Origin of the sequence: Bacteroides sp. 3_1_13 (assembly GCF_001185845.1) — a bacterium.
In the GTDB taxonomy this organism is placed as follows: domain Bacteria; phylum Bacteroidota; class Bacteroidia; order Bacteroidales; family Bacteroidaceae; genus Bacteroides; species Bacteroides xylanisolvens.
This window is the reverse complement of sequence record NZ_KQ236955.1, coordinates 1,773,404-1,796,974: the sequence shown is the minus strand read 5'-3', so window position 1 is coordinate 1,796,974 and position 23,571 is coordinate 1,773,404. Positions and strand designations below refer to the sequence as shown.

Genomic DNA, 23,571 nt, shown 5'->3' with positions numbered 1-23,571 from the left:
TCATTTATTTCCTGTTATTTCTCATTTGCCTTTTTTATCCGGATCACCGTAAAAGAGTAGGCAGACAATTGGCAATCAAACTTTTCTGCCACTTCCACCGTATCTTCAACAGGTAGCGGAGTATCTGCCGGTTTGCCGGTCAGTACGGTTCTCTTTGCAGAAGGCTGTATCACACCGATTCCGGAAAGGTCGACATGAGTATTCACCTCTACAGGAAGTAAGTTGACCAACTTCACTATTACATCTCCACTTGCCGAATCGCGGACAATGGAAGAAGCAAAACGTTTCTGCACTTTATCGTCTTTATTATCCAAAGTGATCTTCGCCGGCAGATATTCGTTTCCGGCATTCTGTCCGTAGAGTTTCTGCACATAATATCCGGTGGTAGGTTTCACTTCCCGGTTATTGAAGTAAATCAAATCCGGATTCCATTGGGTATGTCCTTCTTTGGCGAGAAGAGGAGCATAGGAAGTCATGTGTACAACGTCTCCATTGCGTTCCAAGGCAGCAAGATAAAGAGCTTCCGTCAGTGCAGTTTCGATATTCGCTTTTCGTCCCGGGATATGAGTCGCATATTCGCCCAGATATACTTTTGTCTTTTTCGAACGGTCGTATTTATCGTAGAAGTCCTGATTGTTCAGGAACCATCCCGGAGTCTGATAATAATGTTCGTCCACCATCGGCACACCCAGTTTGTCGGCCAGTTTCCATCCTTCTACGTAGTCTGTTCCTTCATTGAACGGTCCTACTGTACCTACAACGACCATTTCAGGATATTTTTCTTTGATGGCATTAAATATCATTGTAAAACGTTCTTCGAAGATATCGGTGATGAGATCTTCATTGCCGATACCGATGTATTTCAGGTTGAAAGGTTTCGGATGGCCTGCTTCGGCACGTACCTTTCCCCACTTTGTCTTCTTAGCGTCGCCGTTTGCCCACTCTATCAGATCAAGAATATCCTGAATATAAGCACCCATTTCGCTCATTGGGATACCGCCTTGCTGTCCGCCTCTCAAGTCACCGTGACAGGCAGAGTTCTGGCAAGGAACACCAGCAGCCAATACCGGAAGCGGTTCCGCGCCAATATCTTCGCAGAATTGGAAATATTCAAAATATCCCAGTCCCATGCTTTGATGATATCCCCAAAGGTTGCGTTGCGCCTTTCTTGCTTCTAACGGACCGACTGTGTTTTTCCATTGATAGATATTCTTCAGACCATCACCATGAGCCACACAGCCACCGGGAAAACGGATGAAACGGGGATGAATGTCAGCTAACACTTGGGCCAGATCCTTGCGGAGTCCGTTCTTGCGTCCTTTAAATGTATGCTGCGGAAACAAAGAAATCATATCCAGATTCAATTCTCCAGCAGATTGGGGAATGATTTCGAGGCGAGTATCTGCGGTTGCTTTGGCAGTAATCACTGCTTTATACGTTTTCCATTGGCGGGAAGATACAGTCAGGGAAGTCTCTCCACATATATTTCCTTCTCCATCTACCAAACGAACCTGCAATTTGTTTGATTGCCCCTGCGGAACCCTCGCAAATATGGAAAAGTCATATTTCTCTCCGACATTCAGCGCGATACCATCAAAGCCTGTATTTTCTAACGCGGCTCCCGGTCGTTCTACATTCAATACGGCATAATGCGGATTATTGGCATGAATAGGATCGGTAGTAGCAATAGTGAAAGTGGTTTTATCTCCTTTCAATGTCCAGGAATGAGTACTATTCCAGTTCTTATCCCCTTCCCTGTCTGAAGGGTCGTATTCGAAATCACGGTTCTGGATCAGCTCTGCATAGAGTCCTCCGTCTGCCGAATAATTAATATCTTCAAAGAAAGCACCCAACAAGACATCGCTGATGGCCTTGGCACGTTCGGGTTGTACGGTGACCGTTGCTTTTACAGGCTTCAAACCGGCAAAACGTTCTCCATCCTGTACCGGACGTTCTCCATGCAATGAGTTCCGATATTGATTCCAGCCATAATTCTTATTTAATCCATCTACCAAAGTCCACGCTACCCGGTTGATAGTTCCTTTCTGCTCCTCTCCGGCAACTACGGCTTTCACTCTTGTTCCGTTAAAATCGGAAGTAGTACGGGGATATTTCTGGCTGGTCCAGTTTATCAAGTCTTTAGAAGTGGCCTGACCGTATCCATCACGATCATTCAATTTCCAGGTACATATCCATTCGCCAGCGGGCGACTGTTTCAAATAAGGGTCGAGCATTTTCTTCTGTGATCCCCAACGGCTGTAATCACACCGGAGATATCCGTAGTTCCGGCCGACTTCAAACCAGTTTTCCTTATCCATGCTCCAGGCAAAACGAAGCCCGCTACGTCCGTCGTCTCCGGAAGTAGCGAAGGAAAAGAGATAAACCGAATCGGGGGTACTCGTCATTTCTTTGATTGCAGCTAAAGTGACTTGCTGAAACGACAAAAACAAGACAACTAAAAACAGGAATAATTTTCTCATGGTATCTATTGCATTAAGATTATCAATCGCAAAGTTAAGATTTTCATTATTCTAACTGATATATTTCAAGCTATAATTGGTTGTTTTACACTTAAAAATATATAAGAAACAAGTAAACAAGGGTAAAATATACACTTTTTCCAATATCGTATACTATTTTCCTGGATTACACTAGTGAATCCACCTTATCTTAATAACTCAAAAAAGACGAAAGGGTGAATGTATTTATCTGGAAATGAAAATTACCCGCTTGAAATTCATTGAATTTGTAGATGAGAGGTACCCAAATTTCCTTTCAACGAAATCATCTTCGCGACAAGAAGCTGTGGCGAGGATGATTTCTAATTTAGATGGGTTTTGATCTTCCTCCTTTGGATCAGAAACCTTCCGGTTTACCATACGCCTTGAAAAGGCGTTGCAATTCTTTTTGAGTAATCGGAATAACAGTACCGTGACGTGGATGGAAATCCATACTAACGGCATGGTCAATCACTTTGAAGTGTTCCAAATCAGCACTTTCCGTAAACTGGTATTTGCCTTTCATATACACATCATACATCAAGATATACTTATCCGAGCCAATCAATGGAAAGATGCCCGCACCCTCTACTGCATCCTTCGTCTGCTGCTTATAGTCATCTGATTCCGTCCACTGTCCGGAGGTCAGAGAGGAAGTAGTAGCCTTCTTAATGCCATTTCCATTCCCTTCCGTTTTATAGAACAGGTGATAAAGCCCGTCTTTATAGACGATATCGCCGTCAATACATGACTTTTCGTTTTTCGGAAGAAACAGTGGTTTCGGTTCTCCTTCTATATCGGTAAAATCCTTGTTAGCATAAGCATAATAAATGATGTCCGGGCCATTGCCATGTTGCATGGACCAATAGATCATGTATTTTCCGGCTTCCTTGTCATAAATCGTTTGTGGCGCCCACACACGTTTCAGGTTTTCCTGATCGGGATATTTCTTCTGGATATTTACGATATTGGAAGTCCAGTGTACAAGGTCTTTCGATTTCAGCAATACCATGGCGCGATTAGAACTCCATCCATTGGCAGATACCATGTCTGTAACTACCATATAAAATGTCTTCCCATCTTCACAACGTAAAATATGAGGATCGCGCACTCCGCCTGTTGAACTAATCACCCGGGAATCAAGTACCGGTTGATTTCCATTCAAAGCTTTATAATTATATCCGTCGAGACTAACAGCCATCCTGACGGCTTCTTCACTCATGCGATTGCCGGTGAAATAAACAAACAGGTAGGCAGATTGTTGGCAATATCCAGTCAACACTCCTACGAAGAGGAGTGCGAAAAGGATTATATTTTTCTTCATATCTATTATCATTTCAATGCTTGTACATCAATAGTTTAGTAATTAAAGTCGGCAGATTTCACATACACCCGATATTCTTTAATCATGCCCGGATATTCTTTTTCGGCACGGGGCAGATAGCGGAAGCCGGTCACTGTTTCCACTTTACTCAAGTCAATCACCAGTTGATGAGGATAAGGGACATTATCCACAGTCATCCAGAAAGTAGATTCCTGCAAGTCGAATATTTTGTCGGCTGTACGGTTGCCGCTACGCGTTTCTTCGCTATCGGCATAACGAATCTTCCAATGTTCACGAGATACCGGTTTGCCATCAGCTCCCAGGACATCGAACTCTGCCACTGCTGCGATGTTGTCATTTGCTTGCGGAGAAAGCGCTTCCAAACAGAAATAACGTCCTTTCGCCGGAGCAGCAAATCGTACTTCCTGCCAACCGTTGCCCGGAGTGAAAGCACCTTCATGTATTACTTTCTCACCTGCCAGTTTCAGTTTTTCTCCATCCTTGCGGTGCGTTTCGGGAGCTTTTTCACGAAGCACATCAAGAATAGGTTTCTTCAAGCCTTTGATAGAAGCCTTGGCTGGACCTTTCAAATCCAATACGAGAATTTCATTCTCTCCTTCTTTGAGCCAGCAACCCGGCATAAAGAGGGTCTGTTGCGGACCGATTTCCCAGAAACGCCCCATTGCATGACCGTTCACCCAAACCATGCCTTTTCCCCATGTGCTCATATCCAGAAATGTATCTCCTACTTTATCCAGTTTAAAAGTGCTCTTGTAGTAAGCAGGCATAGCCGGTAGTATTTTTGTATCGTTATATTTCTTGTCTTTAATAAAAGAATAATCTACCGGGAAGTTGTACACAGTCCAGTTTTTCAATACCTTAGTCTGATTACCCGAAACTAGTTCCACCTTTTCCGTGATACCTTTGCGGTCGTGAATGGATTTGTCAAAGTTGACACGTCCCATTGCTTCCACCAGAATATCCAGTTGCGTACCTTTTTTCAGTGCGGGCAAAGTCGTAGTAAATTCTCCTTTACGACGGTCCAAACGCGCCAGAAGTTTGCCGTCGGCATAGATTTGCGCCCAGTCGTGCACTTCCGTAATCTTCAAAACGGTTCCTGCGAGGGTTGCTTCAGGCAATGTGGTCCGATACAGAATAGTTCCCCATCCCTGATTGAATTGTTCCATCGGTTGAATATCCACTGTTTGTTTGGCTTCCGGCAAATTCGAGAATAGTGGAGCCACTTTATTGAAATGAATTTCGGGAATCTCAATAACAGGCAAAGCAGCGGGGACTTCAGGCAATGATTCACCGGCCGGAAGATAGTTTTTCAATAAATCGCGAAGCAAGAAAAACTTTTCGGTGGTCCATCCGGCTTCACTGATCGGAGCGTCATAATCGTACGAACTGCACATAGCGGAATAAGCAGGGTTGTTTGCACCTCCCCAATGACCGAAAGTCGTTCCTCCGTGAGTCATATAGAGACTGAAAGAGATATTCCGGTCGAGCATATCCTTGATGCCCTGTACCATATCTTTTGCAGGACGTGTTTCGTGTTTCCGTCCCCAATGGTCGAACCACCCGCTCCAGAACTCACTACACATCAATGGAGTTTCGGGACGAAGCTCTTTCAGTTTCTTAAACTGCTGGTCGATATTAGCCCCAGTTCCGAAATTCACAGTCCAAATCAAATCGTCGAGTGCATTATTGGTAAAGTTACTGCTCCAGTCACATTGAAACAGAGGCACATCGATAAAACCGGATTCACGTACCAAATCACGCACGGCAGAAACGTATGGTTTATCGGTTCCGTAAGAGCCATACTCGTTCTCCACCTGAACCATGATAATATTTCCTCCTTTATTCACTTGCAACGGAGCCAGTTGTTTGCCGACCTCTTTCATAAAAATACCTACCCGTTCCATATAATAAGGATCAAGCGTGCGCAAGGCTACGTCTTTTTTCTTTAACAGCCACCAGGGAAGTCCTCCCATCTCCCATTCCGCACACACATACGGACCGGGACGGACAATGACGTACATTCCATGTTGCTGCGCAAGTTTACAGAAAGCGGCAATATCATTCTGACCGGAGAAATCGAACTTTCCTTCTTCCTGTTCGTGGATATTCCAGAAAATATAAATGCAAATCGTATTCATTCCCAATGCTTTGCACATCTCTATGCGATGACTCCAGTAAGCCTGTGGGATACGGGTGTAATGCAACTCCGCCGCCTTCACTACAAATGGGTTTCCATCAAGCAGGAATGTGTTCTTGCCCGCCTCAAATTTGTGGGCAGTGGTTTGCGCCTGTGCACTACTAAAGAGAATAACTGTAAAAAGTACCAGTAAAGCAATGATTTTGTTTTTCATGGTTTATTCAAAAATAGAATTTTAATAGTATACGGCAAAGGTAGGCGATTCACCTAAAAAGGAGGGGATAATTATCATTCAAAAAGGGTTAGAAATAAAGCAAAATAGCGCCAATTGACGCTATTTTGCTTTATTTCATTTATTCCCGATCGCAGATATACCTGGCAGAAACATAACCATTAGTCACAAAAGGATTATCCATATCTATTGTTATTGCCCTAAAGATAATAAATAAAACACCAATGGTCAAATAATGATAGTCATAAAACGACCATCATTATTTGACCATTGGCCTATCACTATAAAATCAGTTTTCTTTTGTCAGCAGACTTTCCAATTCTTCCGCGTTCAGACGAAGATAAAATTGTCCGCGATAGGCTACGGAGATACCGCCTGTTTCTTCCGAAACAATAATAGCATGAGCATCCGACTGTTGAGAGATTCCCATTGCTGCGCGATGTCGCAAGCCCAGTTCTTTCGGTATATTCAAATCATGGGATACAGGAAGAATACATCCTGCCGCCTTGATACGTTTTTTGCTGATTACCATTGCGCCATCGTGCAACGGACTATTCTTGAAGAATATATTTTCGATTAAACGTTGGTTGATTGCCGCATCAATCAGTTCGCCCGTACGGACAACTTCATCTAAAGGAACGTTATGCTCTATGACAATCAATGCACCGACTTTTTGCTTCCCCATATTCAAACAAGCCATTACCACCGGCATGATATCGTCATGCTTCAACGACTCTTTTTTCGAACCGTTAAAGAGACGGGCCAGCGCACTGACATGTCGGTGAGATCCCAAAGTCAAGAGGAAACGGCGTATCTCATCCTGAAAAAGAACAATCAACGCGATCACACCCACATTCATCAATGTGTCGAAAATAGAGCCCAACAATTTCATTTCCAGCACTTGCGTCACCACCAGCCAGATCAGGATAAAAACCAGAATTCCGGTGAACACCTTGATAGAACCGGAAGCTTTCATCAATTTGTAGGTATAGTACAAAACAAAAGCTACCAGCAGAATATCGATAAAATCTTTTATGCCAAACTCAAAAAACATGCACCCTCCTCTTATTTGTCATATCCACTCTCTATTTTTAATTTCTCTGTGATCCGGACAGCTTCCACTGCTTCACGTACATCATGCACCCGCAGGATATGCGCTCCTTTCATTAGCGCAACAGTGTCCAATACGGTTGTCCCATTCAATGAATCTTGCGGGGTTCCTCCCAACAATTTATAAATCATTGATTTCCGTGAAACTCCCACTAAAACGGGAAGTTCGAAGATATGAAACTCTTCCAGATGTGCCAATAGTTCATAATTATGTTCCAGTGTCTTTCCGAATCCGAATCCCGGATCGAGAATGATATCTTTCACTCCCAAGTCGCGAAGTTGCTGCACTTTACGGGCGAAATACAGGAAAACATCTTTTATCAGATTATCATAAGACGGTTCTTTCTGCATATTTTGGGGAGTTCCCTGCATGTGCATCATTATATAAGGTACTCCCAAGTCGGCTACTGTCTGAAACATCCGGTGATCCATTTCACCGGCAGCTATGTCATTAATAATAGCCACTCCATATTCTTTCACACATTCTTCCGCCACATCAGCCCGGAAAGTATCAACGGAAATAATGGCTTCGGGATGATTACGATTCAGAATTTCCAAACCGGTACGCAGTCTTCTCATCTCTTCTTCAGCAGAAATATGTTCGGCATTCGGTCGTGAAGAATAGGCTCCTATATCAATTATTGAAGCACCTTCATCAAGTATCTGCCAGGCCCGGGCAGCAATGTCTTCTTCAGTCTGCATCCGGCTGCCGGAATAAAAAGAATCGGGAGTAACATTTAAAATTCCCATCACCTGCGGAGTAGCAAGATCGAGCAACCGCCCTTTTACATTTATATAAATAGGAGATATAGGTTTCATCATTGACAACATTCCTTTTAGATCGCCTACAAATGTAGATAAAAAAAGCAAGTATTCGTACTAAAAAGAAGAAATAAACGTATATTTGCAAACTATAGAAGAACCCGAAAAATTCATACCATGAGCCGATTAACCCTATTTCGCGTAGGATTTCTTTTCCTCATTTTGTTCTTTACCACTACTGCTAAAGCTCAAAAAGAGGCTGAAACTTTCAATGTTGACTCTACTCTCTATGAATATTATCAACGTTGTCAAGAATACTTATTAGAGCCTGTTGTACTTAATATGTCCGACACTTTATTCCGAATGGCCGGCGAACGGCAGGACGAACGGATGCAGGCAGTAGCCATAGCTACTCAACTGGATTATTATTATTTCCAGGGAACCAATGAAGACAGCGTAATCCACTATACCAACAAAGTAAAAGAATTCGCCAAGGCCACTCATCAGCCTAAATACTATTACTTCGCATGGGCTAACAGATTAATTACCTATTACCTAAAAACAAGCAGAACGAACATAGCACTTTATGAAGTGCAAAACATGTTAAAAGAAGCTCAAGAAGAGGATGATAAGACCGGCCTCTCCCGTTGCTATAACATCATGTCGCAAATCTACACCATCAAAAGATTCGATTCGATGGCGTTCGAGTGGCGATTGAAAGAAATCGAGCTGACTGAAAAATACAAGCTCGAAAACTACAACATCTCCCAGACTTATGCCCAGATAGCCAACTATTACATCAACCAGAAAAAGCAAAAAGAAGCATTGGCTGCTGTGGAAAAAGCCATTGCAACTGCCAATTCCTCTACGCAACAAATATCTGCCAAGTTGGAATTCGTAAACTACTACAGCAAGTTCGGCGACTTTCAAGCTGCCGAAAAATTACTGAAGGAGTGTCAGGCAGCGTTTGAACAGGACAAAAGACTGGAGTCTATCAAAAAGAGACTGTATAATATAGAATGTTTATACTACCAGCAGACCAAACAATATCAGAAAGCACTGGAAGCCGCAAAGATGCAGGAAAAAGAAGAACGCCGTTTAAGCGAAAGCATACTTAGCAGCATCCATTACCGCACACAGGGAGAAATCTACCAAAAGATGGGGAATATGAATCTGGCGGTCAAATATCTGCAAATGTACATCAACACGGATGACTCTTTGAAAATAGCCAATGAGCAAGTGGCCAGCAGCGAATTCGCCACCTTATTAAATGTAGAAAAGCTCAATGCCGAAAAGAAAGAACTCATGCTTCAGGCACAAGAGAAGGAGTTGCATAATAAAACAACCTTGATTATTTCATTGATTATTTTATTAGGTATCTTATTCATATTCCTTTATAGAGAAAACTTCCTGAAACGCAAACTGAAAGTTTCGGAAGCCGAACTTAAAATAAGGAATGAAGAACTTATGGTATCGAGGGAAGAATTGCGTAAAGCCAAAGATATAGCGGAGGCAAGCAGCCGGATGAAAACAACGTTTATCCAAAGCATGACGCACGAAATCCGCACACCGCTCAACTCTATCGTAGGCTTCTCGCAGGTATTAAGCGACCATTACAGCAACAGTCCAGAAACACAAGAGTTTGTCAATATCATCAAAAGCAACAGTAACGACTTGCTTCGACTGGTGACTGATGTGCTCACGCTGTCCGAACTGGATCAATACGAACAACTGCCCACTGACCCCGAAACAGACCTTAATGCGATCTGTCAACTTGCATCTGAAGTTGCCAAAGATAACACGCAGAAAGATGTAAAAGTTTTATTCGAACCTGAAAGAGATAGCCTGCTCATACGCAGTAATTCGGAACGTATATCACAAGTATTGAACAACCTGGCACATAATGCCACTAAATTTACGACTCATGGCAGTATTCGCATCGCTTATTCCGTATTGGAAGCTGAAAAGAAAATTGAAATCAGTGTGACCGATACAGGAACAGGCATCCCGAAAGACCAACAGGAAGCGGTATTTGAACGTTTCTACAAAATGAATTCTTTCACGCAGGGCACCGGGCTCGGACTTCCGATATGCCGGAGTATTGCCGAAAAGTTAGGAGGCAGCCTCCGGATCGATACTTCTTATACAGAAGGATGCCGGATGATCCTGACTCTTCCTTTGATATATGCCTAAGCAAAAAACTGCCCGAACTCCCATCAAATCCGAAAGAATAGCCTATCTTTGCAACGTTTTAAATAAAAGATCAGGTTATGAAACTTTCTGCTCTTTACCAGATTTTTCTGGATTGCCAATCAGTAACTACTGATAGCCGGAACTGCCCGGACGGTTCTTTGTTTATCGCCTTGAAAGGTGAGTCGTTCAACGGTAATGCATTTGCCAAATTAGCGCTGGACTCCGGATGCGCGTTTGCCATTATCGATGAAATACAGTATGCCGTAGAAGGCGATCAACGATATATACTTGTAGACGACTGCCTGCAAACCATGCAGCAGCTTGCCAACTATCATCGCCGCCAACTCGGAACGCGAGTGATCGGCATTACGGGCACTAATGGAAAGACAACCACCAAAGAGTTAATTTCCAGCGTTCTCTGCCAAGCCCACAATGTACTTTATACTTTAGGTAATCTCAACAACCACATCGGCGTACCGACTACCCTGCTACGGTTAAAACCGGAACATGACCTTGCCGTCATTGAGATGGGCGCCAACCATCCGGGGGAAATCAAGTTTCTTTGCGGAATAGCCGAACCGGATTATGGGATTATCACTAACGTAGGCAAAGCTCATCTGGAGGGATTCGGTTCTTTCGAAGGAGTTATCAAAACCAAAGGAGAGCTTTATGATTTCCTCCGCAAGAAAGATGCCATCACCTTTATCCATCACGATAACCCCTATTTGATGAATATCTCACAGGGATTGAACCTGATTTCTTATGGAACAGAAGATGATCTCTATGTCAATGGCCGGATTACCGGCAATTCGCCTTATCTTGCTTTCGAATGGAAAGCCGGTAAAGACGGTGAACTCCATCAAGTCTGTACACAGTTGATCGGAGAATATAATTTCCCGAATGCCCTGGCTGCAATCACTATCGGACGTTTCTTCGGAGTGGAAGCAAAGAAGATCGATGAAGCTCTGGCAGAGTATACGCCACAGAACAACCGTTCCCAACTTAAAAAGACGGAAGATAACACGCTTATCATTGACGCATACAACGCAAACCCAACCAGCATGATGGCTGCCTTGCAAAACTTCCAGAACATGACAGTCCCTCACAAGATGCTCATATTAGGAGATATGCGCGAACTGGGTGCTGATAGCCCGGCCGAACACCAGAAAATCGTTGACTACATCAAAGAAAGTGATTTTGAGAAAGTATGGCTCGTGGGAGAACAGTTTGCCGCAAGTGAACATTCTTTTAAAACTTATGCAAATGTGCAGGAAGTTATAAAGGATTTGCAAGAAGATAAACCCAAAGGATATACCATTCTTATTAAAGGTTCCAATGGGATCAAGCTTAGTTCAACGGTAGAATTTCTATAAAGCCGGAATGGTACACTTCAAATGATAAATGATAAACGGTGAATAATGGTTGACTAGATCATATCCATTATTCACCGTTTATTATTTGCCATCGTTCACGGCTTATCGTTCACCTTTGTTGTTCATAGGTTGCCTTTTACTATTTATTTATTTTCATCCTCGGCCGTACGACATAATAGGCCACTAAACTAGCCAGAATCGCCCCTGTTGTATTGGCCGCAAAATCCAACCAGTCACCACCCCGGTAAGTAGTACAGTATTCCTGCAACAACTCCACACAACCGCTGAAAAGCACCGGACAAAGGAACGCCCCTACCCACGCATGCCACATCGGAGCATGATCCCTGCGATGTGCACGCAAAAACTCCAGCCACAACATCCCCGACATACCGAAATACATACAAACATGAACCAGTTTGTCTAAATTGGGAATTTCATTCAAATCCGTCTTAGGCGGTTTAAAGAACGACAGATAAATCACTGTCAAAATGATAAAAAGCGAGATAGGATATTTCTTAATATAAGATAGCATATCTAAATAATATTACAATTTTCGTGCAAATATAAGTATCATTTTCTATATTTGCACTTTAACTCGCATATTTTATAACGATTTGTAAGATAAAACAAGATTTATGGCAAAAATTGATAGAGCGAACTTCGGCAGCAAATTAGGGGTCATACTCGCTTCTGCCGGCTCTGCAGTTGGGTTGGGTAATATATGGAGGTTTCCATACGAAACAGGAAATCATGGAGGTGCCGCTTTTATACTGATCTATTTAGGTTGTATCTTTCTCTTGGGACTGCCTATTATGATTGCCGAGTTCCTGATAGGACGCCGATCAAGAGCCAACACTGCAAGAGCGTATCAAACATTAGCTCCGGGAACGCATTGGCGTTGGGTAGGACGCATGGGAGTATTAGCAGGTTTCCTGATACTTAGTTATTATGCAGTAGTAGCAGGGTGGACACTTGAATATATTCTTGAGGCTGCCACCAATGGCTTTGCCGGAAAAAACTCCGGAGAGTTTATCTCTTCTTTCCAACAATTCTCCAGTAGCCCGTGGCGACCGGTCGTATGGTTGGTAGCATTTTTATTGATTACTCATTTCATCATCGTGAAAGGAGTAGAAAAGGGAATTGAAAAGTCTTCGAAGATCATGATGCCTACCTTGTTTATCATTATCCTCATACTGGTAGTTTGTTCGGTCACTCTGCCAGGAGCTGGTGCGGGTATTGAATTCCTGCTCAAACCCGATTTTAGCAAAGTGGACGGAAATGTGTTTTTGAGTGCCATGGGACAGGCTTTCTTCTCTTTGAGTCTGGGTATGGGATGCCTTTGCACCTACGCCTCTTATTTCAGTAAAGAAACCAACCTGACTAAAACTGCTTTCAGTGTAGGAATCATTGATACTTTTGTGGCAATACTAGCCGGATTTATCATCTTCCCGGCAGCCTTTTCGGTTGGCATACAACCGGATTCAGGTCCCAGTCTGATCTTTATCACGCTGCCTAATGTATTCCAACAGGCATTTGGCGGAGTTCCCGTACTAGCATACATATTCTCTGTAATGTTCTACGCATTGTTGGCGATGGCTGCTTTAACTTCTACCATTTCTTTGCACGAAGTAGTAACCGCTTATCTTCACGAGGAGTTTAATCTTTCCCGTGGAAAAGCAGCAAGGTTAGTCACCGGCGGTTGTGTCTTTCTCGGAATATTCTGTTCATTATCATTGGGAGTCATGAAAGGATTCACCGTTTTCGGACTGGGAATGTTCGATCTCTTCGACTTCGTAACAGCTAAAATCATGTTACCACTTGGCGGACTGTGTATCTCCCTCTTTACCGGATGGTATCTGGATAAAAAGATTGTATGGTCAGAAATTACCAATGACGGCTCGTTAAAGATACCGGTATACAAGCTTATTATCTTTATATTAAAATATATCGCACCAATCGCCATCTCACTGATATTTATCAATGAACTGGGGCTAATCAAGCTATAATGTGGAAAGACTTCCTTTATTATACTAAAACCGAACGACAAGGCATTATCGTCCTTGTCGTTCTTATTTTAGGAGTATATGCAACTCCTGAACTCTTTGCCTTTTTCACTCGTGCCGAAGATACCGACTGCACAGAGAATAAGAAATCCGATCAAGAATATAATGACTTTGTTGCCTCTCTCCTGGAAACAAAACCTCACCCAAAGTTCGGTCATTCTTTTCCATCAACCCCTCAAAGGGAAATCAAGCTTACGATGTTTGATCCGAACACCGCAGACTCCACTACTTTCCTTTCGCTCGGATTACCATCCTGGATGATAAAGAATATCCTGCACTATCGCCATAAACAAGGCAAATTCCGCCATCCGGAGGATTTTCGAAAGATATACGGACTCACAGAAGAACAATACCAGACTCTTCATCCTTATATCCAAATTACAGAAGATTTCAGTTCGAAAGATAAAGATACAATACGATTATTAACCGTACAAAGCATACAACGGGACACTCTTGTGAAATACCAACCGGGAACTGTCGTCAGCCTCAACTCTGCTGATACCACCGAACTTAAAAAGATTCCGGGAGTCGGGAGCAGCATTGCCCGGATGATCGTGAATTACCGCGAACGACTGGGGGGCTTTTGCCGGATAGAGCAGTTACAGGAGATTCATCTAAAAGCAGAAAGGCTCCGCCCGTGGTTTTCTATTGACACCCATCAGATACACCGTATCAATTTAAACAAAGCCGGTATGGAACGAATGATGCGTCATCCATACATAAACTACTATCAAGCGAAGGTCATCATAGAATATCGGAAAAAGAAAGGAATCTTAAAAAGTCTGAAGCAACTATCCCTTTATGAGGAGTTCACTCCTATTGATCTTGAACGGATCGAGCCCTACATTTGTTATAATAAATAAAAAAAGATGCATTCCTATCACACCAGACAAGAATGCATCACACACAAACAAAACAAACACTCTACTATCATCTTCACAGACTTCCGTAGAGAAGCGACTATAAATATATAGCTAAAAGATAGAACACTTGCAAGGCTCTACCTTTTTGGTATACATTTTTAGAAGTTAGGTTCTCTAATTAATATTTTTTAATCATACCATCCACCATATGGACTGTCCGGTCCGTGATTTTGGCAAGTCCCTCGTCATGCGTCACTATGACAAAAGTCTGCCCCAGACGGTCCCTCAAATCGAAGAACAGTTGATGTAAATCTTCTTTATTATGTGTATCCAGACTACCGGATGGTTCGTCTGCCAGAATAACTGCCGGGTCATTAATCAAAGCCCGCGCTACCGCTACCCGTTGTTTCTCACCTCCCGACAGTTCATTCGGTTTATGAGAAGCCCGGTCAACCAGCCCCATGAAATCCAGAATCTTCGTAGCACGGTCATTTGCCTCTTTGGAAGAAACGCCTGCAATGAGAGCGGGAATCATCACATTTTCCAATGCCGTAAACTCCGGCAACAGTTGATGAAACTGGAAAACAAAACCGATATTCTTATTACGGAACGCAGATAGTTCTTTCTCTTTCATCCGGCTTACTACTGTTCCGTCAATCTGCACCGTACCTGCGTCCGGTTCATCGAGAGTGCCCATGATTTGCAACAAAGTCGTTTTACCGGCACCGCTCGGACCTACGATACTGACAATTTCTCCTTTATTGATTTCCAGATCAATGCCTTTCAACACTTGTAATGAGCCGAAACTCTTCGTTATACCTTCTAGTTTTATCATAATAGCCTTTATAATCGTTTAATGACATATTCAGCCAGATAGCACCCAAACACGACCGGCATATAACTGACTGTTCCACACGTCGATTTCTTATTCTGTTCATCATCCGTCAGCAACACGGCTTTCGGGTCGGCTTGTTCCGTACTGAACACTACCGGAAGTTTCCGTTTCATTCCCATCTTCTGCAAGCGTTTCCGTACCGCCTTGCTCAAACCGCAATGATACGTCTCCCAAAGATCGGCAAAACGAACTTGGGTGATGTCACTCTTCGCTCCTGCCCCCATACTGGAAACAATCTTTATACGACGTTTCATCGCCTCATAAATCAGAAAGCATTTCGGACTGATCGTATCAATAGCATCTACTATAAAATCATATCGATTGGCATCCAACAGTTCCGGTATATTCTCATCTTTCAGGTAGACGGGCAGAACGGTCAATTCGATATCCGGATTTATATCTTTATAACGGGCAGCCAATACTTCCGCTTTCGCCTTTCCCAATGTGGAATGCATGGCCGGCAACTGACGATTCATATTGGTAGGCTGCACTGTATCAGCATCTACAATCGTCATCCGTCCGACTCCTGCGCGGCAAATCATCTCGGCAGCGTAAGCTCCCACTCCACCCAGTCCCACGACCAATACGTGCGCGTTCCGGATGCGTTCCATCTTTTCCTCTCCTAACAGGAGTGCTGTTCTCTGTTGCCAGTCGTATCTTTCCATCAGTTTTTCTTTAACCATTTATAGAACCATTTACCCACTTTCTCATAATGTTGAGACTCATTATGTCCACGCGGATCAGAGAATGACACAATTTCCTGCGGTTCTCCAAACTGATCGGGATAGATGATAATCAAACTATTATTAGAGAAATATTTTCCCAGTTGCGCCGGCAGACGTTCAAAAGAGGTATCGTAAGAGATAGACCCGCGACGGGCAGAAACAACCACCAGCAAGTGGTCATAATTCACCTGTCCTGTCAATAACAGAAGATCTTCCCATTCTTCCAGGATGGAAAATTCTGTCGGGGTACCTGCATGTCTTTTCTTCACCAGTTGCTGAAGGCGCATCAATGTACGCTCATTGGCAAAGAAATGCACCCGACAGCCGAGGATGCTTCCCATACGGCAGAAATGTTCCACCCACTTTGAGAAACCCGATTCATATTCAGCCTTTGGCGGAACAGCAATATTAATTCGGCGCAGGGTGTTAACCGGCATCAGGAATTTGGCAATCATCACTTCACGATGCGTACCTTTCAATAGGCTTTCAGCCAGATGTCCGAAGAAAGAATCGACAATATTAGCCTTCCGGTGCAGACCGATCACAATATCCGTAGCTTCATATTCTTTAATCGTATGGATAATCCCCGAAGCAATATTCAAATCATAACGGCTCACCATCGTGACAGGCACATCGGCGGCAGCGGCAATCATAGCAGCCTTCTCCAAATTCCGTTTGCCCTGCTGCTCTTTCTTCTCCGAACTGTTATTGTCATTAATCACATTCAATGCCACCAATGCATTCTTTTGCTTGGCATCCTTTATCACCAAAGCCAGATTAACCAAATCTTCAATCGTCTCCGGATTAGCGACCGGAATCAGGATCTGCTCCTTATTTATCTGTTTAGCTTCTTCTTCCGCTTGCACATTTTCATCCAGAGCGAAACGGCGGGCCGAACGTTCGGTCACCAAAGAACTGATGACGCAAGTGAAAAGTATCATCACTACCGTGCCGTTCAATACATCATCATTCAACAAGCGTTCTCCATTCTCCATAATGATTTCATGGCCGATCAGTACTGCTGCCAGTGTAGCCGCAGCCTGCGCATTACTCAAGCCAAATATCATGCTCCGTTCATTCGACTGCATCCGGTATATCTTCTGCGTGATCCAGGCAGCCAACCATTTACTAAAGGTCGCCACCACCGTCATTACAATAGCCACCTTCAATGCTTCACCTCCGGTAAACAGGCTCCTTACATCAATAATCATCCCGACACCAATCAGGAAATAAGGAATAAACAAGGCATTTCCCACAAACTCCAGGCGGTTCATCAAAGGAGATACATGAGGAATCAAACGATTCAACACCAAGCCTGCCAGAAAAGCACCTAAAATTCCTTCCATTCCCACGAATTCCATCAATCCTCCTCCGAGGAAGACCATTGCCAGCACAAACACAAACTGCATCACGCTGTCATCATACTTCCGGAAGAACCAACGCCCGATACGGGGAAAGAAGAATACAATCAGGAATCCGAGAAAAGCCACTTTTGCCACAAGGAATACCCAGAACCAACCATCAACAGTGCCTTTAAACATACCACCTATGACGGCAAGAATAATCAAAGCAAGAGTGACGGTGACAGCCGTCCCCCCAATGGTTATATTGACGCTGCGCAAACGCGACAATCCATAACGGCTAATAATAGGATAGGCTATTAAAGTATGGGAAGCGTACATACTTGCCAATAACACCGCCGTGAGAAAGCCATAACCCAGCATACTCATACTACTCCATATTCCCAACGCCATCGGAATCAGAAAGGTGAGCCAGCCGAACACAACACTTTTCGTCCGGTTTTTCTTAAAGTCCTCCATATCCATTTCGAGCCCGGCAAGAAACATGATATAATATAATCCCACTTTGCCGAAGAGTTCGAAACTGCTGTCACGGTCGAGCACATGAAAGCCGTGTTCGCCAATCAATACACCCGCCAGAATCATGCCTATAATATGAGGTATATGAAGACGTCCGAGGATCATCGGAGCAAAGAGAATGATAATCAATACCAAAAAGAATACCCAAGTCGGGTCGGTAATCGGTAAGGTTAAATTAAAATCAAACAGGTTCATAGGCTGTGGCTTTAGGAATTCAATGCAAAGGAACAAAAAAGTTTGCAGAATCACAATGAATGTCCAGACGTATTATTCAGTAGTCAAGTAGTAAGTAGTTAAGTAGTAAATTACTGAATTAACCACTTGCAACTTTCCGTATTATCTTTATACAGGTCCTTCACAGGAATACAACGAGTGTATATATTACCAATCGTATTCTCCGTTGCGTAAAAAAACAAGAAAAAGATAATAATAGAATAACAAGCGGGAAAATATCCCACATCGCTCTTTGACATACTAGAAATGAAAACTATTGCCCTCAAAGCGTTGTTATTCTCTATGAAATTTTGTAACTTTGCAGAAAGTAATCTATGAAAGGAGAATTGCCCTATGAAGACAACTGATGAAATTCTGGAATTGCTACGCCAATTTAAGAGTGTTGCTGGTGAGAAGTACGGTATTGAGCAACTTGCTCTTTTCGGCTCCGCCGCACGGGGCGAACAGCGAGAAGATAGCGATATTGACATCTGTGTGAAGTTGCACAAAACCACCTTCCGCACCTATATGGCTATCAAGGAGGAACTTGAACATCTTTTTCATATTAAGGTAGATTTATTAACCCTGCACGAGAATATGCGTCAGTTGTTCCGGCAAAATATTGAACGCGATGCGATCTATATCTAATGAACAAATAGCGGATATGCTCCGCTTTGTGGAACGTCAGACTGTATTTGTTCTTGAAACTACGGCTGACGTTAAAACTTATCATGACTTCCTCACCAATATGAGCGGCATGGTGCTTTTCAACTCCACCTGCATGTGTCTGCAAACAATCGGTGAAACAATTCGCCAAGTGGATGAACTTACTGCTGGTAACCTTTTTGCTCGTTACCCGTCGACCCCATGGAAGCAAATCATCGGAATGCGTAATATTATCTCGCATGAGTATCTTTCGGTAGATACAGAACTGGTATTTGACATTACCCGCGAAGAACTCGCCCCCTTACTGACTGATCTCCGCCGTGTGCTTGCCGACATCGACAACGCTACATAACACTCCGTCCAACAACCACACTTGATTATACGCGTAAGGTTAAAGAAATCCACCGAAAAACTGAAATATTTCTCTCAAAAGCGATGTTTATATGCTAAATTGTTATAATTTTGCAGCCAAATCTTTTCTATTCGACAGGAAAGAAATTCAATATTCACAATTTAACAAAAGAAAAAGATGAAAGTAGCTATTGTTGGCGTAAGCGGAGCCGTAGGACAAGAATTCCTGCGCGTGCTCGATGAGAGAAACTTCCCGATGGACGAGTTAGTTTTGTTCGGTTCTAAACGTAGTGCCGGAACAACTTACACTTTCCGCGGTAAACAGATCGAGGTGAAACTCTTACAACACAACGATGACTTTAAAGGGGTAGACATTGCTTTCACTTCTGCCGGTGCAGGAACATCCAAGGAATTCGAAAAAATAATCACCAAGTATGGTGCTGTGATGATCGACAACTCCAGCGCATTCCGTATGGATGCCGATGTACCTTTGGTTGTGCCTGAAGTAAATGCCGAAGATGCATTGGAACGTCCGCGTGGCGTTATTGCCAACCCGAATTGTACGACTATCCAGATGGTAGTTGCACTGAAAGCCATCGAAAAGCTTTCTCATATAAAAACCGTGCACGTGTCTACCTATCAAGCAGCAAGTGGTGCGGGTGCTGCTGCTATGGACGAATTGTACGAACAATATCGCCAGGTATTGGCAAACGAGCCTGTGACTGTAGAGAAGTTTGCCTATCAGTTGGCTTTCAACCTGATTCCGCAGATTGACGTATTCACAGAAAACGGTTATACGAAAGAGGAAATGAAAATGTACAATGAAACACGTAAGATCATGCATTCTGACGTAAAGGTTAGTGCAACTTGTGTACGTGTTCCTGCATTACGCGCTCACTCTGAAAGTATCTGGATAGAAACAGAACGTCCGATTTCCGTAGAAGAAGCTCGTGAAGCATTCGCTAACGGTGAAGGGCTGGTTCTTCAGGACAATCCGGCAGAAAAAGAATACCCGATGCCGCTGTTCCTGGCAGGTAAAGATCCGGTATACGTAGGCCGTATCCGCAAAGACCTGACAAACGAAAACGGATTGACTTTCTGGATTGTAGGTGACCAGATCAAGAAAGGCGCTGCCCTGAATGCTGTTCAGATTGCCGAATATCTGATTAAAGTAAAAAATATCTAATACAATAGACTGGATATAATATCCGGTCAATGACAGATAAGCCCAATAAATCAACCGGCTTGCAATGTGATAGTGATCGCAATGCAAGCCGTTTTTTTATTTTCTAAATTACCTATTAAAGAAAAGGTACCCATTATTAGGTAAAAGATCCCCAGTTGCAGGTATTAAGATTTGTGAAAATAACTATTTATAGTGATTGATATAAACTTGGTTTTTATCGAATTTTGCACAAAACTTATCTATGAAATATTGTCTTTTTAACATAGCATTCTGGGGGCTGCTATTTTTCAATTTATTTGAGGCCGCAGCTAATTCAAACATCTATACAATCTCGGGACGTGTGACCGAGCCCAAAACGAATTCCCCCTTGCCCGGTGCTTCCATTCTCATTAAAGGCACCTATTTATGGGCTGTATCCAATCAGAAAGGCGAATTCACGATACAAGGAGTGCAGGAGGGAAAATATAATCTGGAAGTTTCTTTTCTGGGTTATGTACCGGCAACAATTCCGGTAAATGTGCACAGTAATATCAAAAACCTACATATAGAACTCAAAGAAAACACGCTTGCACTGGATGATGTAGTCGTTACTGCACAAGCGCCCAAGAATGAGTTAAACACTACGCTCACTATCGGTAATAATGCGCTGGAACATTTGCAGGTATCCAACGTGAGCGATATCTCCGCTCTTCTTCCGGGAGGAAAAACAAAAGTGCCGGATCTTACCACTAATAATATCTTCTCATTGCGCGACGGAGGGTCGACAGCCGGTAATGCACCCTTTGGGACAGCCGTTGAAGTGGATGGGGTACGTATCGGCAATAATGGCTCATTTGGAAATATGAACGGAGCAGATACCCGTAATATCACCGTGGCGGATATTGAATCGGTTGAAGTCATCACCGGAGTACCTTCGGCTGAATACGGGGATTTGAATAGCGGAATGGTCAAGATTCACACCCGGAAAGGGAAAACACCCTGGAACATATTATTGTCCATCAATCCCCGCACCGAACAGGTTTCCTTCTCCAAAGGATTGGATTTAGGAAACGACAAAGGCGTTATCAACATAAACGGAGAATGGACAAAGGCTACCCAAAAGTTGGTATCTCCCTATTCGTCTTATACAAGAAGGGGATTCTCTGCCGGATATAGCAACACTTTCAGCAAAGTGTTCAGATTCGATATCGGTGTTACAGGTAATATCGGAGGAATGAATACCAAAGATGACCCGGATGCCTATTCGGGAGAATACAACAAAGTGAGGGATAACGTATTCCGGGCAAACACTTCACTGGCCTGGCTGCTCAATAAATCGTGGGTCACCAACCTCAAGTTCGACGCATCGGTATACTACAATGACAATAACTCCCATGCACATACTTTCTATTCGTATACATCGGAACAGCCGGCTGTTCATGCCACGCAAGAAGGATATTTTATGGCAAGCAAACTGCCATATACCTACTTCGCAGATCAGATCATCGACTCCAAAGAACTGGATTATGCCGCATCGTTAAAGTATGAATGGAACAGACGGTTCAAGACTGTAAACAGCAACCTGAAAGCGGGTGTTCAGTGGAAAGCAACAGGGAATGTGGGTGAAGGAGAATATTACAAAGACCCTTCACTGGCTCCGAACGGTTATCGCCCCCGCCCTTACACCGCTTATCCATATATGCATAACGTTTCGCTTTATGCCGAAGAAAGTCTGTCGTTACCAGTGGGAAACACCCTGCTTAGACTGATGGCGGGAGTGCGTTGGGAACATTTGTTTATCAAGGGAACGAACTATAAAAACCTGAATACTCTTTCACCACGTTTCAATGCCAGATGGCAGTTGAACGAACATATCGCTATCCGTGGCGGTTGGGGAATCACTGAAAAGCTTCCCTCTTTCTATACCTTGTACCCCAAACAGGAATACCGGGACATACAGACATTCGGTTTTTCCTATAATAACAATGAATCATCTTATATCTATTACAGCCAGCCCTACACATTACTGCACAATGAGAATCTACGCTGGCAACGGAATCAGAATTCGGAATTGGGCATTGACGTCCATATAGCCCGGACCAGGATTTCGCTAGTCGGTTATTTCAACCGTACCAAGTTACCGTATAAATACACGAGTTCCTATAACCCGTTCTCTTACGATGTTCTCCAATTACCGGAGGGATTCACTATGCCGACTAATCCGCAAATCAATGTGGATAATCAGACGGGAATGGTGTACATACGTGACAATGCATCGAGCTACTGGACTCCTATGGATGTAAAGGTGACCGACCAGACTTTTGTCAAGTCAACCTCTCCCGATAATGGAATGGACGTCATTCGCCGTGGAGCGGAAATGATTGTTGATTTCCCGGAAATAACTCCTATCCGTACGCAATTCCGGTTAGATGCCTCCTATGCTTATACTAAATATATCGACAATTCTTTGTCCTATTATTATCAGAACGGATGGTCGCACACCAGTCTTGCCAACCGCTCCTACCAATATGTAGGTATCTATGCCAATGGCGACAACTTATCGACGACTGCCAACGGTAAACGTACCCACTCATTGGATGCCAATATCACAGCCATCACCCGTATTCCGAAAGCCAGACTGATTATTTCATGCAGACTGGAGGCTTCGCTTGTGAAGCGTTCGCAGAATATCTCCGAATATAAGGGAAAAGAATACGCGTTCAACGTAAGTGAAAGCAGCAATGCCCAAACGGGTGGAAGCATTTATAACGGTGACTCTTATACGGCTATCTGGCCGGTGGCATATCTCGACCTGAACAATGAGATGCATCCTTTCACGTCAGCCGAAGCCGAGAATCCGGAATTCTCTTATCTGATACGCAAATCGGGCAATGCCTACACATTTGCAGCGGATGGATATGATCCTTATTTCTCCGCCAATATCAACATAACCAAAGAGATTGGCGACCATGTGTCTCTTTCTCTCAACGCTATCAATTTCACCAATTCACGGCCGTATGTAAAATCTCATGCAACCGGTGTGAGCGCGCTCTTTACCCCGGATTTCTATTATGGACTTACTTGCCGTATTAAATTTTAA

General features: G+C 43.4%; 17 protein-coding genes. 8 read left to right on the top strand and 9 right to left on the bottom strand.

Annotated elements, in window-relative coordinates; all coding sequences use genetic code 11:
• Positions 1 to 14: 14 nt before the first annotated feature.
• From HMPREF9009_RS06375 to folP, 5 genes are all read right to left on the bottom strand, one after another.
• Complete coding sequence (locus HMPREF9009_RS06375) at positions 15 to 2,480, bottom strand: alpha-L-arabinofuranosidase C-terminal domain-containing protein (protein WP_049701746.1); 2,466 nt, start codon at positions 2,478 to 2,480, stop codon at positions 15 to 17.
• 376 nt (positions 2,481 to 2,856) lie between these two features.
• On the bottom strand, positions 2,857 to 3,834 hold the full coding sequence (locus tag HMPREF9009_RS06370; protein WP_049701745.1) for a glycoside hydrolase family 43 protein: 978 nt from the start codon (positions 3,832 to 3,834) through the stop codon (positions 2,857 to 2,859).
• Positions 3,835 to 3,857: 23 nt separating this feature from the next.
• Positions 3,858 to 6,194 (bottom strand): beta-galactosidase, encoded by a 2,337-nt coding sequence (locus HMPREF9009_RS06365; RefSeq protein WP_049701744.1) that lies wholly within the window; start codon positions 6,192 to 6,194, stop codon positions 3,858 to 3,860.
• A 307-nt stretch (positions 6,195 to 6,501) separates the two neighbouring features.
• Positions 6,502 to 7,266, bottom strand: coding sequence for a diadenylate cyclase CdaA (gene cdaA / locus HMPREF9009_RS06360; protein WP_004299718.1), 765 nt, complete (start codon positions 7,264 to 7,266; stop codon positions 6,502 to 6,504).
• A gap of 11 nt (positions 7,267 to 7,277) precedes the next feature.
• A complete protein-coding gene (folP, locus tag HMPREF9009_RS06355; RefSeq protein ID WP_182019520.1) occupies positions 7,278 to 8,144 on the bottom strand; it encodes a dihydropteroate synthase in 867 nt (288 codons plus the stop codon).
• Positions 8,145 to 8,261: 117 nt separating this feature from the next.
• Here folP and HMPREF9009_RS06350 point away from each other — a divergent pair, with 117 nt between their 5' ends.
• Positions 8,262 to 10,277, top strand: coding sequence for a tetratricopeptide repeat-containing sensor histidine kinase (locus HMPREF9009_RS06350; protein WP_049701743.1), 2,016 nt, complete (start codon positions 8,262 to 8,264; stop codon positions 10,275 to 10,277).
• Between the two features lie 77 nt (positions 10,278 to 10,354).
• Positions 10,355 to 11,650 carry a UDP-N-acetylmuramoyl-tripeptide--D-alanyl-D-alanine ligase gene (locus tag HMPREF9009_RS06345; protein WP_049701742.1) on the top strand — a complete coding sequence of 432 codons (1,296 nt, stop codon included), beginning with the start codon at positions 10,355 to 10,357 and terminating at the stop codon, positions 11,648 to 11,650.
• Between the two features lie 139 nt (positions 11,651 to 11,789).
• Here HMPREF9009_RS06345 and HMPREF9009_RS06340 read toward each other — a convergent pair whose 3' ends face one another.
• Positions 11,790 to 12,182 carry a VanZ family protein gene (locus HMPREF9009_RS06340; RefSeq protein ID WP_015532267.1) on the bottom strand — a complete coding sequence of 131 codons (393 nt, stop codon included), beginning with the start codon at positions 12,180 to 12,182 and terminating at the stop codon, positions 11,790 to 11,792.
• A gap of 103 nt (positions 12,183 to 12,285) precedes the next feature.
• Between HMPREF9009_RS06340 and HMPREF9009_RS06335 the strand changes: the two genes are divergently transcribed.
• On the top strand, positions 12,286 to 13,656 hold the full coding sequence (locus tag HMPREF9009_RS06335) for a sodium-dependent transporter (RefSeq protein ID WP_008642982.1): 1,371 nt from the start codon (positions 12,286 to 12,288) through the stop codon (positions 13,654 to 13,656).
• Positions 13,656 to 14,576: a ComEA family DNA-binding protein gene (locus tag HMPREF9009_RS06330; protein WP_049701741.1), complete on the top strand. Its 921-nt coding sequence runs from the start codon at positions 13,656 to 13,658 to the stop codon at positions 14,574 to 14,576. Before HMPREF9009_RS06335 ends, HMPREF9009_RS06330 begins: the two co-directional genes overlap by 1 nt.
• A gap of 178 nt (positions 14,577 to 14,754) precedes the next feature.
• Here HMPREF9009_RS06330 and HMPREF9009_RS06325 read toward each other — a convergent pair whose 3' ends face one another.
• From HMPREF9009_RS06325 to HMPREF9009_RS06315, 3 genes are read right to left on the bottom strand one after another with little or no spacing between them, the layout of a single operon-like run.
• Positions 14,755 to 15,411, bottom strand: a complete 657-nt coding sequence (locus HMPREF9009_RS06325) for an ABC transporter ATP-binding protein (protein WP_004314881.1) — start codon at positions 15,409 to 15,411, stop codon at positions 14,755 to 14,757.
• Positions 15,412 to 15,419: 8 nt separating this feature from the next.
• A complete protein-coding gene (locus HMPREF9009_RS06320; RefSeq protein ID WP_118218348.1) occupies positions 15,420 to 16,154 on the bottom strand; it encodes a tRNA threonylcarbamoyladenosine dehydratase in 735 nt (244 codons plus the stop codon).
• On the bottom strand, positions 16,136 to 18,271 hold the full coding sequence (locus tag HMPREF9009_RS06315) for a cation:proton antiporter domain-containing protein (RefSeq protein ID WP_004314883.1): 2,136 nt from the start codon (positions 18,269 to 18,271) through the stop codon (positions 16,136 to 16,138). The genes HMPREF9009_RS06320 and HMPREF9009_RS06315 overlap by 19 nt, the downstream gene beginning before the upstream one ends.
• A 372-nt stretch (positions 18,272 to 18,643) precedes the next feature.
• On the opposite strand from HMPREF9009_RS06315, the gene HMPREF9009_RS06310 reads away from it, so the two are divergent.
• The 4 genes from HMPREF9009_RS06310 to HMPREF9009_RS06295 all read left to right on the top strand — a co-directional run bounded on the left by HMPREF9009_RS06310 (position 18,644) and on the right by HMPREF9009_RS06295 (position 23,571).
• The gene (locus tag HMPREF9009_RS06310) at positions 18,644 to 18,937 is read left to right on the top strand and encodes a nucleotidyltransferase family protein (protein WP_009039799.1); all 294 of its coding nucleotides are present in this window, start codon (positions 18,644 to 18,646) and stop codon (positions 18,935 to 18,937) included.
• Positions 18,921 to 19,307, top strand: coding sequence for a HepT-like ribonuclease domain-containing protein (locus tag HMPREF9009_RS06305; RefSeq protein WP_009039798.1), 387 nt, complete (start codon positions 18,921 to 18,923; stop codon positions 19,305 to 19,307). Before HMPREF9009_RS06310 ends, HMPREF9009_RS06305 begins: the two co-directional genes overlap by 17 nt.
• Positions 19,308 to 19,484: 177 nt before the next feature.
• A complete protein-coding gene (locus HMPREF9009_RS06300) occupies positions 19,485 to 20,492 on the top strand; it encodes an aspartate-semialdehyde dehydrogenase (protein WP_008642977.1) in 1,008 nt (335 codons plus the stop codon).
• Positions 20,493 to 20,733: 241 nt separating this feature from the next.
• Positions 20,734 to 23,571 carry a TonB-dependent receptor gene (locus HMPREF9009_RS06295; RefSeq protein ID WP_049701739.1) on the top strand — a complete coding sequence of 946 codons (2,838 nt, stop codon included), beginning with the start codon at positions 20,734 to 20,736 and terminating at the stop codon, positions 23,569 to 23,571.